The sequence below is a fragment of the Stenomitos frigidus ULC18 genome (genome assembly GCF_003003795.1).
GTDB lineage: Bacteria > Cyanobacteriota > Cyanobacteriia > Leptolyngbyales > Leptolyngbyaceae > Stenomitos > Stenomitos frigidus_A.
In genome coordinates, this window is record NZ_PVWK01000015.1 from 17321 (window position 1) to 32554 (window position 15234).

The window sequence follows — 15234 nt, forward strand, 5'->3', positions numbered from 1 at the left end:
CTCTGCTAACCGAATCCCTGAGCATGGAGTACTCCCCGCTATGGCAACTACAACCGCAGAAGAGCAACGATTAGAAGCAGCGGTCGCCCACACCGCCCACTGGCGCAGATGGGGACCCTACGTGAGCGATCGCCAGTGGGGAACGGTACGCGAAGACTATAGCCCTTATGGTTCCGCCTGGGACTACTTCACGCATGAACAGGCACGTTCGCGGGCGTACCGCTGGGGTGAAGATGGCTTATTGGGTATTTCCGATAACCATCAACGACTCTGTTTTGCGATCGCCCTTTGGAATGGGGAAGATCCCATCTTGAAAGAACGCCTGTTTGGGCTGACAGGCAATGAAGGCAATCATGGAGAGGATGTTAAAGAATACTATTTTTATCTAGACAATACTCCAACACATTCCTATATGAAAGCGCTTTATAAGTACCCACATAAAGCCTTTCCCTATGAGCAACTGGTAGCAGAAAATCGTCGCCGCGATCGTCATCAACCAGAGTTTGAATTGCTTGATACTGGAGTGCTTGATGAAAATCGCTATTTCGATGTGTTTGTGGAATATGCCAAGCGATCGGCTGAGGACATGCTGATCCAAATTACCGTCATCAATCGCGGGTCAGAAGCAAAAACGCTGCATTTGCTACCAACCCTCTGGTTCCGCAATACCTGGTCGTGGAATAGTGAACTAGAGAAGCCAACCTTACAAGCACTTCATTCTGATGATGATGGCACGCTGATTGAAGCCTTTCATCCTACGTTAGGGAAACGATGGTTTTATGCTCAAGGGAACGCAGACGTTCTCTTTACAGAAAATGAGACCAATCATGAGCGCCTCTTTGGACTGCCAAATGCTTCTCCCTATGTGAAAGATGGCATTAATGATTACGTTGTCAAGGGTTGTAAGGGGGCAGTGAACCCCAACCAAATCGGTACAAAGGCTGCTGCACATTACATCTTCACACTTTCCCCTGGAGAGACAAGGGCGTGGTTCAAATGAAGGTAACAGATTGGAAGAACTCGGTGTAATGTGAAGGGTCGTCTCCTTAGCCCTAAGTTGAACCCATCGCATGAGTCTCAGCCGATCAATCGCAGCCAGCCTATCCCCTGATACCCGCCAGAAATTGGCGATTGAGGTCTTGGCAAAATCGCAGCCCGTTAGCCAACTTGCGGCTGCACATCAAGTCAGTCGCAAGTTTCTGTACGAGCAAGGTCAAAAAGCAAAGACGGCAATGGATGCGACCTTTGAGCGGACATCCAGCGACGACGACGTGCTATTCCATCTGCCCGTGACGAAAACTTGGTTGTCTCAGCTCATCCTGGGATTGGTGCTGATCTGCCATAGTTCCTATCGCGGAGTCGTCGAACTGTTGCGCGATCTATTTGACGTATCCATCAGCGTTGGAACGATCCACAATCGCCTTCAGTCCGCTGCGGCAACGGCATCTGAGATCAATCAAGGACAAGATTTGTCTGGAATCCAGGTCGGACTTCACGACGAAAGCTTCCAAGGGTCTCAACCGGTGTTGGCTGGAGTTGATGCCGCCTCAACTTACTGCTACTTACTTCAAGGTGTGGAACACCGCGATGGAGAGACTTGGGGCTGGCATTTGCTCGATGTGATGGAGCAAGGATTTCAGCCCGATTTCACGATTGCAGATGCTGGGGCAGGATTGAGAGCCGGTCAGAAAGCCGTTCTGCCTGATATTCCTTGTCATGGTGACGTCTTTCATCTTCAGCAACAGTTTGAAACCGTTGTTAACATCCTGAACCGACAAGCCGCTGGAGCTACGTCTAAACGATTAAAACTTGAGCAGAAGCTTGCCCAAGCTCAACTTAAGGGTCAGAACACTCGTTCTCTCCAAGGCAAGTTGAACGTCGTGCATCAACTTGAGCAGAAGCTCGTCCGGTTGGCGACTGAGGTCAAAACCTTGTTGCAGTGGATGTCGCATGATGTCCTTGAACTCGCGGGTCCACTGTTGGCAGTCCGCCAGGAACTGTTTGACTTCATCGTCACTGAACTCCAACAGCGGGAGTGTAAAGCGCATCCTCAGCTTCAGACGCTGTGCAAATCCTTACACCATCAGCGGGATCAAGTACTCGCGTTTGCAGGTCTGCTCGACCAAAAGCTGGCGAAGATGGCGCTGGGCTTTGACGTGCCGTTGCAAACCGTGCGCGATGTTTGCTTGCTCAATCGTAAATCGCCCACCTCGAATCCTTACTGGGAGCGTTGGAATCAATTACACGCTCAACTCTCGGGGAAATTCCACGCGGTGATGGAGGCAGTGAGTGCAGCGCTCAAACAAATCCCCAGAGCCAGTTCTCTGGTCGAAAATCTCAATTCTCGCTTACGCGACTACTTTTTCCTGCGTCGAACGTTGGGTAAACCTTATTTGGGATTGCTCCAATTTTTCCTCAACCACCGCTGTTTCATCCGCAGTGCAGTCCCGGAGCGAGTCGGCAAAAGTCCGAAGCAGTTGATGACGAGTGCGAGTCATCCTCACTGGCTGGAGCTGTTAGGGTTCCAGATCTTCCGACAAGCTTAACTCGACCAGCCCATGCGATTCAGAGCATCCTCGAAATGAGGGTCTAATTTGTGGTGCCACTGCTACCTTAAAACTGCCATTTTTGAACCATGCCCAGAAACACAAGTTTGCTGGCATCCGCACCCAGGTGAGAAAGCTCTTGCTGCAGCCAGTGAAGCCCCTCCACCATTGTTTTTCCAGCCAACGGTAAGGTGATGGTCGTTTCACTCTGCTGATCCAACAGCATTAATGTGAGACTGACTGGATCAAGTGCCACTTGAAAGGGTGTTGTTGCTCGAATCGCAGCACCAACAAAGACGTCTAAACCCGAATGCCATGCCAAACTGGTGTGGCTATAGTCTGGGAGTGCTTCTGCCAAGGCTGCACCCGTTGCGGCAAGCAATTGAATGGCATAATGCAGTTGCAGCCTACTTTCTACTAACTCGTGAGGAGAGATTTTAGCGATTGCCTGCCATGTGTTCATTGTTTTTACTCCGTTGATTCATCATTTTCTTGCGCTTCCAATGCATGTTTCTGTTGGAGTATCCGTTGATCCATCGCCTGTAGCGCCCGCACTTCTTTCTGTAGAAGAAGTTGAGAAATGTCCGGATACCTCTGATGCTAGCCAACTTGGCGATCGCGTCCCAACTGGGTGAAACTGTTGTCCCCACCATAGCGGCAGCGAGTAGAAACGCTAACGCTAGTACACACTCTTAACACGGTTTTCGGCTCGACTACTCATGCCACTCCGTTCTTCTAATCTGCACTCTGCACTCTGGTGCTACGATGCCGTTGGGGTCAAGAAAAGCGGTTCCAGCAGGAATCTGTTGCTTGTTCTGATCAGGAGAAACGCCCCTCAGTGTTGTGCTGCTGTCTTGTAGGAGCCCGAATGAAGCCTCTAAAAATTGCCCTCTGGAGTGAGTTGAGCGATCGCAAACCCATCCCGGTTCTGGTTGAAGGCATCGACCTGGTGATTATCCGTTGGGATGAGCAGGTGTCTGTGCTGTACGGACGCTGCAAACATCGCGGCGCGCTCATGGCGGATGGCGTGGTCGAGGGCGACAATATCATCTGCGGCGTTCACGGGTGGGACTATCGCCTGGCCAGTGGAGTGAGCGCTTACAACAACAGCGAAGCGCTGGACAAGTTTCAGTCCTGGGTTGAAGCTGATGGACTGTATGTGGATGTGGATGAAATCCTTGCCTGGAAGCATCAGCATCCCCAGCCCTATGATCGCACCGCCTATCAGGGAGCCTACGCCGACCTGCACGGCACGATCGAGGAACCCAGCACCCAGTACATTCATCAACTTGCCAGGGAGGGATTGAGCAAAGTTGGGCATCATGGCCCGGTGGCGGCGATGGGCGTTCCGGCACCGACCTTGCCGCAGTGGGATGACTTACAGTTTGTCACCGCCCAACTGGCTCGCCTGCCTCAGCTCGATGATGTCAGTGTTGGCACAGAACTGGTGATTGGTCCCAGGGCGAAGCAACCGCTGAAACTGGACATCCCCCTCTTTGTGTCGGACATGAGCTTTGGGGCGCTATCAGAGGAAGCAAAAGTTGCTCTGGCAAAAGGCGCAGAGCTAGCAGGCACGGGCATTTGTTCTGGTGAAGGGGGGATGTTGCCAGAGGAACAGGCAGCAAATGGTCGTTATTTCTATGAACTGGCTTCGGCACTAGGGCAAACGCACACGTTTCTTAACACGCTAGGGGTAACACAATCTATACCTACGCAACGCTAAAGCCGTCAATTTTGTTCGCAATAAGCTCTGCTTGATGAGACCATTTGCAATAAAGTAGCCAGAATTGGCGCTTATTGAGATATGTACTTTTGTATGCGTTCGCCCTAGCTTCGGCACGGTTTGGCTTTTCGCTGGACAAGCTAATGCAAGTGCAAGCGTTTCATTTCAAGTGTGGTCAGGGTGCCAAGACGGGCACGGGCGGACATCTCCCTGGGAACAAAGTGAAAGGTCGCATTGCGGCAGTGCGGGAGTTGCCGGAAGGACAAGCGGCCGTGTCGCCACCGCGCTTTCCCGATTGGGACTCGGTGACAGACTTTAAGAAATTTGCGGCGACCGTGCGCGATACCACTGGTGGGATTCCGATCGGGGTGAAGCTTTCGGCTCAACACATCGAATTCGACATTGATGCGGCGCTGGAAATCGGGGTGGATTACATCATCCTGGACGGACGCGGCGGTGGCACGGGGGCGGCTCCCCTGCTATTCCGCAACAACATTTCGGTGCCCACCATTCCAGCTCTCGCCCGTGCCCGTCGTCATCTAGACAAGCGTGGTGCCAAGGACGTGACGCTGATTGTGACCGGAGGGCTACGCACCCCTGCGGATTTTGCCAAAGCACTGGCACTGGGAGCCGATGGCGTTGCCCTCTCGAATGCCGCAATTCAGGCGATCGGGTGTTTGGGCATGCGGGCGTGTCATACAGATAATTGTCCAGTGGGGATTGCCACGCAGCAAGAGAGTTTGCGATCGCGCCTGATCATTGACGAAGCGGCTCAGCGCCTCGAGCGCTTTTTCCGTGCCTCGACTGAACTGATGCAAGTCCTTGCCCGTGCCTGTGGACATACTCACCTCAACCAGTTCTGCGCCGATGACCTCACCACCTGGCATCGAGAGATGGCGTACCTGTCTGGTGTTTCCTACGCCGGAGTCACGCCGTTGTCGTAGAACGTTGTCGTAGAAATTGTCAGCCTACTCGCGCGAGGATCTCCCCATGACCGCACCCTCCACTCAATGGTTTCGAGTTGCAGCTTTGGATGAACTCCCCGAAGGACGGGTGAAAACCGTCGTTGCCGGACATAAAAGTCTGGCGCTGACCCACTATCACGATCAGTATGGAGCGCTCGATAACCGCTGCCCCCATCAAGGTGGTCCGCTCGGCGAAGGCGCGATTGAAAACGGACTGTTGCGCTGTCCCTGGCATGGCTGGGACTATTGTCCGCTCACTGGAAAGCCGCCTGGAAACCTGGCGGTGGATGATGCCCTCGAAACCTTTCCAGTGGAAGTGCGGACCGATGGCATCTACGTTGAACTTCCTGACGAAGCGCCTCACCTTCGCACCATTACCGACGTGATGGCAGAGACCATGGTGAACTGGGGCATTACCCATGTGTTTGGCATGGTCGGTCACTCTAACTTGGGCTTAGCCGATGCCTTGCGACGACAGGAACAGCAGGGAAAATTGACCTTTATCGGCATTCGCCACGAGGGCGCGGGTGCCTTTGCTGCGTCTGCCTATGCCAAGCTCACAGGTAAGCCTGCTGCCTGCCTCACGATCGCTGGTCCCGGTGCCACCAATCTGCTCACGGGTCTGTGGGATGCCAAGGTCGATCGCGCTCCAATTCTGGCGCTCACGGGTCAGGTGAACTCTCAGGTACTGGGCACTGGCAACTTCCAGGAGTGCGATCTAGCCGCTGCCTTCAGCGGCGTTGCTGCTTGGAGTAGCACCGTTCTCAGCCACAGCCAGCATGCCGAGTTGATGACGCTTGCCATCAAACACGCCCTGCTGGAACGCGATGTCTCGCACCTGATCTTCCCGGATGAGATCCAAACCCAGCCTGCCGCAGAAAAGGCCAAAGCCTCCAATCCGACCGGTCGCATCACCCCGCTGCAAATCGCGCCACCCCCGGATTCTCTGGCGAGTGCTGTGGAGCACCTCAAGCAAGCCAAGCGTCCGGTGATCATCGTCGGCCATGGGGCGCGGTTCAATATGCCTGCGGTCATTGCACTGGCAGAACGGCTCCATGCCCCCGTTTTGACTACCTTTAAGGGCAAAGGGCAGATTTCCGATCGCCATCCCCTCGGTTGTGGCGTGCTGGGTCGCAGTGGCACGCCGATCGCCAGTTGGTTTATGAACGAAGCCGACCTGCTCTTAGTCTTTGGTGCCTCGTTCTCAAACCATACCGGCATCTACCCCGGTAAACCGATCATCCAGGTTGATTTTGATCCATTGGCACTGGGTAAATTCCATCCCGTTACGGTGCCCGTCTGGGGCGAAATTAGCATCGTCGTAGAGCAATTGAAGGTGGCACTCGAAGGTAAAACCCAAACAACCGATCAACGCGCCGAGGTGGCGGAGCGCTGGGCCCTTTGGCGTGCCGAAAAGCAGCGTCGGGAAGCCGATGACCGGGGCAATGGCGTTAACTCCGCCAGCATCTTCGCCGCCATGACGCGCCAGATCCCAGGCAATGCGGTCATTTCTGTAGATGTAGGCAACAACACCTACTCCTTTGGTCGCTATTTTGAGTGCGAAGCCCAGTCTGTGTTGATGTCTGGCTATCTGGGGTCGATCGGGTTTGGGTTTCCAGGTGCAATGGGAGCCTGGGCTGCCGCAGGGCACGAGCGCCCGATCGTCTCAGTCTCCGGTGACGGCGGCTTTGGTCAGTACATGGGCGACTTCAACACGGCTGTGAAGTATGACATGAACATCGCCCACATTCTGCTCAACAACAGCCAACTCGGTAAAATTAGCAAAGAGCAGCGGGCAGGCGAATGGGAGGTGTGGCAAACATCACTGCACAATCCAAACTTCTCGAACTATGCTGAGATTTGCGGTGGCTTTGGCCTTCGAGTGACACAAAAGGCTGCTCTCGATGACGCGATCGCTCAGGCTCTCGCCTACAAGGGTCCCGTGATCGTCGAAATCATCGCTGACCCAGAACTAATTTAACGGTGACTCGCGATTCGAACCAGAGAATGAGGCATGACACCGTTCCTGTCCATGAAGTACCACATCGCTTGAAACCTTTCCCCCACAGTTGCTTCAGACTGTGATCTTGCCTATTTTAGTCAAAGCTGATGCACAAAAATCGCTGCAAGCGTGTTGAGGCAGAGCGTGATTGATCACTTCTACTCATCTTCGTGGCCCTTCTGTTGCGCGGGGCAATTAACCACGACACTTTGACAGCTCCACCGGGAGTGGTGAAGCCGGTAGAGGCTGAAAAGCCACAATCGCAGCCGCAATCGTAATGCTATCAGGGCTTACGGCGTTTCCTGGTCAAACGGGAGAGCCAACTGGTCTTGTGCCGCCAAGCGTTGACGTTTTTGCGCTGTTTCGACCTGGCGTCTGGCTTTAACCTGGCTTTAACCTGGTTTAAGACCTGTTTGATATAAGCGATCCCTTCCGCCTGGGTCATCTTTCTGGTCTCTGTCTGGCTCAAATCCCCTAAGGGAAGGCTATTACACCCGATCGCGAGTGATTGCCCACTTTCCAAAGCTCTAGAACCCTCATCGGACAGCGTATTAGGGGTCTGTTTTGGTCTCAGTGGTGTCTGTTTTGGCCTCAATGACCGCCTGAATCTCCGTCGGTACATCGGAGAGAAAGTTATAGCCCGTAAGCTTTTCCAGGTCAGCTACGGTTGTCAGGTATTCCGTATAGTGCTTATTCTTAATGCCCGTGATGTTCGGCATATTCACTGCAATCACGCGCGTTGTTTTAGTCACACCCCGCACGCCTAACCCTGGCTTGTCGAGCACAACCACAATTTTCCAAAGCCTTTCTGGAACCGCGACTTCATTTTTGCCAATTTTAGTCATCGGTCCTTTGAGACCTTTGCCACCCTCGCCCAATGGTCCCGCAATGATGTAAAGCTCTTTGCCCGCGATCGCCAGTTCTCTAGACAGGTTTTCTAGCTCTAACCACGGCCCTTCATTGTTGTCCTGGGTCTGGGGCACAATGTTCGTCGTGTAGAAGGTGGCGCAGTTGTCTGTCGTATTGGCAGTGCGATCACCCGAACGGGTCATGTGTCCACGACTAAAGCCGCTCCCGGTGTAGTCTGTCGTGACCACCCGCTTAAAGTCAGCAGGCAGGGTTGGATCAGGACTAAACCCACTGCAACGATCGACTGGACCTAACCAGGAGGCATTCAATTGCCAGCTGACCCAGTTGGGCGTCCCCTTGCTGTTGTTATAGGACGTGGCATACTGGCGCTTAATTAACAAGTAATCATCGCGGTTCGTGCCATCGGGAGAGCTGCTGGGCGTGCCCATGAGCAACTGCACACTGCCATAGTTGCGTGCCTGGGAAACGGTGCCAGAAGTGATCACCAGTAGGGACGAAAGCACGCCGACCCATTGCCATTGACGAAACGGTTGGTTTAACTGACTGCGCTGCTGCATGGGACGTGACTCCTGCTGATGGCTTGTAGCCGCATTTTATACCTCTAGGAGCAAATTCCCAGGTAATCTACTAAACAGTGGCAACCTTTGAGTCTTGGATACGCTACCGCCGTTGATGCTTTGGTAACGCTTAAGCCTTAAATGCGTATGAACCCACAATCAGCCGATCTTTTGACCCAACTGCAAGCGGCGACCGCAGGCTTGCTGTGGCTAAGCGAGATGGATGCACCCTTTCAAGTAAAGCATTGGTCGTATCCAGCAGACACGCCGCTGACCACTGAAGCCTTACTGCAACTGACCAAGCAGCCACCTAATGCCCTCGTGAAAGCGCTGGCGGTAGATGATTTCTTTGCTGGAGCCACGGAAGACCAGGACTGGTTTGGGGAAGAAGAGAAAGCGATCGCGGCTCGGTATCGTGAGTTAGTCGCCTTACTCAAACAGCACCTCAGTGACCTGACCGTTTACCAGGTGGGTGAAGTGACGCTGGACATCTATGTTGTCGGTCGGACACCAGAGGGAGAACTGGTGGGCTTGGCAACCCAAGCATCAGAGACCTAGCCAATATCTTTGTCACAATTTCTTGGTGTTTGCCAAATCACGTTGGGGTGAGGAGTCGGCGTGATTCAATCAATAGCAAGGTCTACCAGGAATCCTCATGCTGCACTACCTGCCCAGACTCCCCAGAGCGTTTCGCACCATCTTGCTGTCCACGCTAGCAACCTTACTGGTGGTGGTCGCCTGCCAGCAACCGCCCCAGCCACCCCAGCAGGCGAATCAGGTACACAACGTGGTCGTTTTCGTCACGGATGGGTTACGACCAACGGCAGTGAATGCCACCGATACCCCAACCCTGGAAGCGATTCGCGAGCAGGGAGTCAACTTCGTCAACAGCCATTCGCTGTTTCCTACCTTCACCACTGCCAATGCATCTGCGATCGCAACCGGGCATTATCTGGGCGATACGGGCGATTTCAGCAACACGATCAACGTCGGCTTTCCGGTGCAGAGTGCGAACAGCAGTCCGGTGCCCTTCCTGGAAAATAATGCCGTCATCCGGCAGATCAATGCCAGGTTTGGGCAGAACTTTCTCAATGAGCAGAGCCTTTTAGCCGCTGCCAGGGATGCCGGACTGAGCACTGCGGCGGTCGGTAAGGTGGGTCCCACCCTGATTCAAGATGTCACGCAACAAACTGGAAATGCCACTCTCATTGTGGATGATGCCACTGGCTCGGAGACCGAAATCCCCTTGAGTGCCGAGTTCAAAACCCTACTGCAACAAAACAACCTACCGCTCTCTGCACCGTCACGGGGAGACAACGGGAAACCTGGTAATAGCACCTCACCCGGTGCCAAAGTGCCGAATACAGAGCAGCAGCAGTACTTTGCCGATGTGATCACCAAAGTCATCCTGCCTCTCTTTAAGCAACGGCAGAAGCCGTTTGTACTCGTCTGCTGGTCGCGCGATCCCGATGGCACGCAGCACAACCAGGGCGATAGCCTTAACTCCCTGACACCAGGGATTGATGGCCCCACTGCTAAAGCCGCTCGGCAGAATATGGACAAAAACCTGACCCAGATCCGCACTGCCCTCAAGGATCTCGGTCTGGAGGCAACCACGAACCTGTTTGTCACGGCTGACCACGGCTTTTCGACGATCAGCAAGCAAAGCCAACAGAGCTACGCCGCCTCACTGTCCTATCCTGATGTGCCATCTGGGTTTCTGCCACCAGGGTTCCTCGCGATCGACCTGGCGCAGGGTCTCAAGCAGCCGTTGACGGACCCAGACAAGCAAAATGCAGCGGTTGATCCGAAGCGGGGTAAGTTCACGAAAAACGGTCTGCTGGGTCAGACCAAGACAAAGCCACCAACCGTCGTCGTGGCCGCGAATGGTGGCTCTGATTTAATCTATCTACCAGAGTCCTCTAACCGCAAAGCGCTGGCAGCCAAAATTGTCGCTTTTCTGGTGCAGCAAGATTATGTGAGCGGGCTGTTTGTCAACGACGCCCTGGGACAGCCACCCGGTAGCCTCCCCTTCAGTGCGATTAACTTACGCGGTGCCGCTCGGACTCCTACCCCTGCGATCGTGGTGAACTTCAAGTCCTTTGATACGGGTTGCGGCACTCCGACGGCCTGCGGTGCAGTCGTCTCGGATACGCCCTTGCAGCAAGGGCAGGGGATGCACGGCAGCTTTAGTCGCGCCGACACCTTCAACCTCATGACCGCGATCAGGCCTGACTTCAAGCAAGGGTTTGTTGATCAGGCTCCGGTTGGGAATGCCGATGTGCCTTTAACCTTGGCAAACTTGCTGCACTTGAAATTAGCCACGAAAGGCAAGTTGGTTGGTCGTGTGCTGAGCGAAGCCCTGGTTAATGGACCCGCAACGGTGGCAGCAAAGGCTGAGATCTGGGAGTCTAAACCCGCCGCTAATGGCTTACAGACGCTCCTCAAATACCAGACGGTAGGACGAACACGCTACTTTGACGTGGCTGGCTTCAAGGGGCGGACGATCGGGCTTTAGTGAACCGTACTCCAGACACCATATCCCGCTTTCACCACCCGTCATTTACCCCGCTACATCAATCGCTGGGTGAATGATGGTTCAGTGACCAGGGGGTGAGGGAGTCCGAGGCAACGTGACCTTTACCCCAGCGATTGGGACATGATCGCGCCGACCTGAAAGCACTTTACCCCGTCCGCCATCTACGGTTTGAGCAGCTACCGCCAAAGGCACCATGACGGCAAACGAGAACGTCGAGGGTCGTTACGGCTTGAGGACATCTAATAGAGCAGCGCCTAGGACACTTGCAAGCTGTCTCATCGGACACTCAAACGATGCTGTTCGTTGGCATTATCGATCGCCTGTATTAGGCATCGATCGCCTTTCATAGACGTTCGGTTACATGGGTGCAATCCCGCCCTTTAAGACATCCTTGCTTTCCTCTACAGCTCAAAGCTCGGTAGGTTCCGTCACTCCATCATTTCCTTGTCCAGACTCATAACAGCACTTGCTAAAAGACCAATCCTATCAAGACCCAATGACAGGTGAAGTCTTCTTAAGCTATCCCTGAAAGATTCGAGAATATTATAAAATCCGATTAGTTTAAAACTATAGAAATCGTCGTTATATTTTGAGTAGATAGGGTGCCTAAACGCTTTATTTGTTAATGCTTTCTCTTTGCAAAACTCTGGCTCATGTAGCCCAAATCACAATGATGTTAATATGCTAACCGCATTTCAAAAACGGAAGTTGATGAAGCTATTTTCCATGTATGACGCACAGAATCTTGGGGTCTTAAAGCTTGCTGATTTTGAGCAGTTGGCTCAACGTCTTGCGGCCTTACGGGGATGGAAGCCAGGTACGCCAGCTTACGAAAACAATCTCAGCCAATATCTCTTGCTGCAATGGAATCGGATGCGTGCTGCGATCAAACAAAAATTACATCATGCAAAAGATAGCTGTGTGAGTTTAGAAGAGTGGTTTGCCTATTACAACATTGTGCTCAACGATAAAACCTACCAGGAAGAGCTAAAGCTTTTGACTGAAGCCGTCTTTTATGTGGTCGATGCTGATGAAAGCGGGCAGTTAGACAAAGGCGAATGGACGGCCCTGTTTCGGGTTTACAATCTGCCAGTCATCTACGTTGACGAAACGTTTGCCAGGATTGATCGAGATGGAGACGGAGTTTTAAGCAAGGAGGAAGTGCTGTCTACGTTTCAAGTGTTTCTCTACAGCAATGAGCCTGAACAAGCTGGGAATTATATGTTTGGACCCATTTAAGCGCCTTTGCTCGTTGGATTCAGTTTGTCTTTGCCAGGGGTGTTAATGCTCGATCAAAGGTACTGTCATTCTCTAGATTCTTTCGCTTTGAAGTTTGTAGCGAGGGTTGTTCACGGAGCAAAAAAGTAACCTTGTCTGCTAAAGCTTCTACCTGTCTTTCTAAAAAGACGATTCTCTGATCAATGCGACTGTCTATCCGTCCCCAGTCTAAGGCCGTTAATGCCACTGGCTGATCATCTTGTACGTTCTCTCGAATAAGGCTCAGAAGCCAATCTTCTAAAGTTTTTTCATCTTGAGTAGCCTTGAGTTTTGCCGCTTTTAATAAAGCAGGGGGTAACAGGAGACTGACTTTCATATCGGTTGTCTTTGACATAATCTATTCATGCTAGTAGGGGCAATTTAAGCATTACTTCAGTCGCGTTCAACCCTTCATGAAACGAGATTGAAGCGAAACAGCTTCTCAATTCTCTTCCTCTATAAGGGAACTGCGCACAGGAACCTTTGTCAAAAACACACAAAATTTATCAAGGTCGCTTGAGTCTTCATAGGGTTCCCAAAAAACGGGTGTGCTACCACAACTTCGGCAAGGCAAAACTGATGGTGCTTAAACAGTGGCGCTCGCCTGCTCTCGCCTCAATGCCATACGTGCCCATAGCATCCGTTTGCCCCCAAGAACCACGATCGCAGTAAGGAGCCTCATGGTGATGGCAGAGAATGAAACGGCTGCTGCAAGCGCTTTTCTGGTTTGTGGTCTTGGTAGACTCGGTCAGTATTGCGCGGTGTTGCTCAAAGAATTTGGGGTCAAAGTCAGCGGCATTGATCAGGTGGAGGCGCAGCACTGGGAGCTGCCAAAACTGCGCGAACGGTTGGATGCGGTGGTGATTGGTGATTGCCGTCAAGTGGAGATCCTGGAACAGGCAAAGATCCGTGAGTGTCGGGCTATTTTGCTCGTCACAAACGACGAGCGGGTGAATGTTGCCGCTGCGTTTGCCGCGCGATCGCTCAACCCTAACGTGCGACTTGTCCTGCGATCGGCGCAGGAAAATTTGAATGCTTTACTGAGCGAGCATCTCGGAAACTTTGTCGCCTATGAGGACACCCAGCTTCCCGCCGCTGCGTTTGCTCTGGCAGCGTTAGGCGATGCCAATCAGGGCTTTTTCAACTTTGAGGGCTATTTGCTGCGGGTGGTGAAGGAAACGATGTCGCCCAGTCATCGTTGGTGCGGCTGCCGTCAACTTTATGAACTCAACACGGCCTCCCGGCAAGTCTTAAGCCATACCTGCGGCCATGCGCCCTTACAGGATGCGTTTTACCAATGGGACCCGGAGGCTAGAGTGCAAGAGGGGGATATCCTGACCTACATCGAAGCGACCGAAAGGCTTGCCAGTGAATCGATGCCGTCTACTGGTCGCACGCAACCGCTTTGGCGGACGATCGCGCCTACCCTCAGATGGCGCAACCTCAAGCGCACCTTACAGAGCGTCTGGCAAGACAGCAACCAGACTCAACGGGCAGGCATCCTTTCCAGCGCGATCATGCTCGGCTTATTTCTGGGAGGCACAGCACTCTACAAGCTGACCTATCCGGATGCAAGTCTTTTGGATGCGCTCAATCTTGCTTTAGTGTTGGTTTTAGGTGGCTTTGACAATCTGTTTGGCGGTGGGTTGAAACTGTCCTTCCCGATTCCCTGGTGGCTGTATCTCTTCAGCGTCACGATGACAGTTGCCAGCACTGTTTTTATTGGTATTCTCTATGCCACGCTGACGGAATGGATTTTAGCGGCGCGGTTTCAATTCATGCGGCGGCGTCCCCCTGTACCCAAAGCCAATCATGTGGTGCTGATTGGCCTCGACCAGATGGGACAGCAGGTTGCCAACCTCATACAGACCCTGAAGCAGCCCCTGGTTGGCATTGGAGCAGTGCCCCTAGACCCAGAGCGTTTGCCCCAAATGCCCTTTGTGGCTGGCACGATGAGAGAGGCGCTGAAGCGGGTTAACCTGGCTACAGCCAAGAGTGTGGTGGTGGTCACTGACGATGAAGTGGTCAATCTGGAACTGGGGCTGATGGCAAGAATGGCCAATCCTCGCTGTCAGTTGGTCATTCGTGCGGCGGATCCACGTTTTGGGGACAATATTGCGCGGTTGCTGCCGGAGGCTCGAGTGTTAGGGACTGACGCTCTAGCCGCAGAAGCGTTTGTCGGAGCGGCGTTTGGCGAAAATATTTTGCATCTCTTCCACCTCAACGAGCGCACTATCCTGGTCACTGAGTATCACATTGAAGCTGGGGATACCCTCAATGGCCGCCTGCTGGCAGAAATTGCCTATGGCTACGGGGTTGTACCCCTGTTCCACCAGAAGGACGGCCACCAGTTTGCGAAAGTCACGCCGTCGGATGATGTACGCCTGCACATTGGCGATCGCTTAGTCGTTCTAGCCACCATTGAAGGGCTACAACGGGTCGAACAGGAAAAGACGCTGAAACGCTCCTGGCTTGTGCATGTAGAGAAAGCCATCGTTCCAGGTGCCGTCTTTGAAGGCGCAACCACGCTCGCTCGTATTTCTGGCTGCGCGATCGGTACGGCTCGAACTGTCATGGATCAACTGCCGCAAACGCTCCCCTATCCGCTTTACAAGCACCAGGCGCTCCGCCTTGTCCGAGAACTCAGCAAAGTGCGGGTCATCGGGCACTTAGTTGCAGCCGATGATTGAGTGGAGTCGTTGGTTGATGCTGAGAGGAGCGGTAACAGGAGCTTTCGCGTTGCCTCAAGCAGGCAGCAACCAGGACGTTGGCATC

At 53.2% G+C, this 15234-nt stretch carries 13 protein-coding genes; 9 read left to right on the plus strand and 4 right to left on the minus strand.

Translation table 11 applies throughout. The features are described from left to right. The first annotated feature begins 40 nt into the window (after positions 1 to 40). The gene (locus C7B82_RS03210) at positions 41 to 1000 is read left to right on the plus strand and encodes a hypothetical protein (protein WP_281258916.1); all 960 of its coding nucleotides are present in this window, start codon (positions 41 to 43) and stop codon (positions 998 to 1000) included. A gap of 70 nt (positions 1001 to 1070) precedes the next feature. After that, complete coding sequence (locus tag C7B82_RS03215; protein ID WP_106254873.1) at positions 1071 to 2546, plus strand: hypothetical protein; 1476 nt, start codon at positions 1071 to 1073, stop codon at positions 2544 to 2546. 67 nt (positions 2547 to 2613) lie between these two features. Here C7B82_RS03215 and C7B82_RS03220 read toward each other — a convergent pair whose 3' ends face one another. After that, positions 2614 to 3009 (minus strand): hypothetical protein, encoded by a 396-nt coding sequence (locus tag C7B82_RS03220; RefSeq protein ID WP_106254874.1) that lies wholly within the window; start codon positions 3007 to 3009, stop codon positions 2614 to 2616. Further along, positions 2984 to 3199 carry a DUF1622 domain-containing protein gene (locus tag C7B82_RS34955; RefSeq protein ID WP_106254875.1) on the minus strand — a complete coding sequence of 72 codons (216 nt, stop codon included), beginning with the start codon at positions 3197 to 3199 and terminating at the stop codon, positions 2984 to 2986. Before C7B82_RS34955 ends, C7B82_RS03220 begins: the two co-directional genes overlap by 26 nt. Positions 3200 to 3414: 215 nt before the next feature. Here C7B82_RS34955 and C7B82_RS03230 point away from each other — a divergent pair, with 215 nt between their 5' ends. The 3 genes from C7B82_RS03230 to C7B82_RS03240 all read left to right on the plus strand — a co-directional run bounded on the left by C7B82_RS03230 (position 3415) and on the right by C7B82_RS03240 (position 7215). Further along, entirely contained in the window at positions 3415 to 4269 is an 855-nt protein-coding gene (locus C7B82_RS03230; RefSeq protein ID WP_106254876.1) for a glutamate synthase-related protein, read from the plus strand. An 89-nt stretch (positions 4270 to 4358) separates the two neighbouring features. Further along, positions 4359 to 5213, plus strand: a complete 855-nt coding sequence (locus tag C7B82_RS03235) for an FMN-binding glutamate synthase family protein (protein WP_281258918.1) — start codon at positions 4359 to 4361, stop codon at positions 5211 to 5213. Between the two features lie 46 nt (positions 5214 to 5259). Beyond that, a complete protein-coding gene (locus C7B82_RS03240) occupies positions 5260 to 7215 on the plus strand; it encodes a thiamine pyrophosphate-binding protein (protein ID WP_106254877.1) in 1956 nt (651 codons plus the stop codon). A 572-nt stretch (positions 7216 to 7787) separates the two neighbouring features. Here the strand turns inward: C7B82_RS03240 and C7B82_RS03245 are convergent. Continuing rightward, positions 7788 to 8663 (minus strand): DNA/RNA non-specific endonuclease, encoded by an 876-nt coding sequence (locus C7B82_RS03245; protein WP_106254878.1) that lies wholly within the window; start codon positions 8661 to 8663, stop codon positions 7788 to 7790. A gap of 147 nt (positions 8664 to 8810) precedes the next feature. Between C7B82_RS03245 and C7B82_RS03250 the strand changes: the two genes are divergently transcribed. The 3 genes from C7B82_RS03250 to C7B82_RS03260 all read left to right on the plus strand — a co-directional run bounded on the left by C7B82_RS03250 (position 8811) and on the right by C7B82_RS03260 (position 12441). Continuing rightward, the gene (locus C7B82_RS03250) at positions 8811 to 9221 is read left to right on the plus strand and encodes a nuclease A inhibitor family protein (RefSeq protein WP_181357328.1); all 411 of its coding nucleotides are present in this window, start codon (positions 8811 to 8813) and stop codon (positions 9219 to 9221) included. A gap of 97 nt (positions 9222 to 9318) precedes the next feature. Then, a complete protein-coding gene (locus C7B82_RS03255; RefSeq protein ID WP_106254880.1) occupies positions 9319 to 11181 on the plus strand; it encodes an alkaline phosphatase family protein in 1863 nt (620 codons plus the stop codon). 732 nt (positions 11182 to 11913) lie between these two features. Further along, positions 11914 to 12441 (plus strand): EF-hand domain-containing protein, encoded by a 528-nt coding sequence (locus C7B82_RS03260; protein WP_181357329.1) that lies wholly within the window; start codon positions 11914 to 11916, stop codon positions 12439 to 12441. 19 nt (positions 12442 to 12460) lie between these two features. Here the strand turns inward: C7B82_RS03260 and C7B82_RS03265 are convergent, their stop codons facing one another. After that, positions 12461 to 12814 carry a hypothetical protein gene (locus C7B82_RS03265; RefSeq protein ID WP_146141035.1) on the minus strand — a complete coding sequence of 118 codons (354 nt, stop codon included), beginning with the start codon at positions 12812 to 12814 and terminating at the stop codon, positions 12461 to 12463. A gap of 331 nt (positions 12815 to 13145) precedes the next feature. On the opposite strand from C7B82_RS03265, the gene C7B82_RS03270 reads away from it, so the two are divergent. Then, entirely contained in the window at positions 13146 to 15149 is a 2004-nt protein-coding gene (locus C7B82_RS03270) for an NAD-binding protein (protein ID WP_106254896.1), read from the plus strand. Positions 15150 to 15234 lie beyond the last annotated feature (85 nt).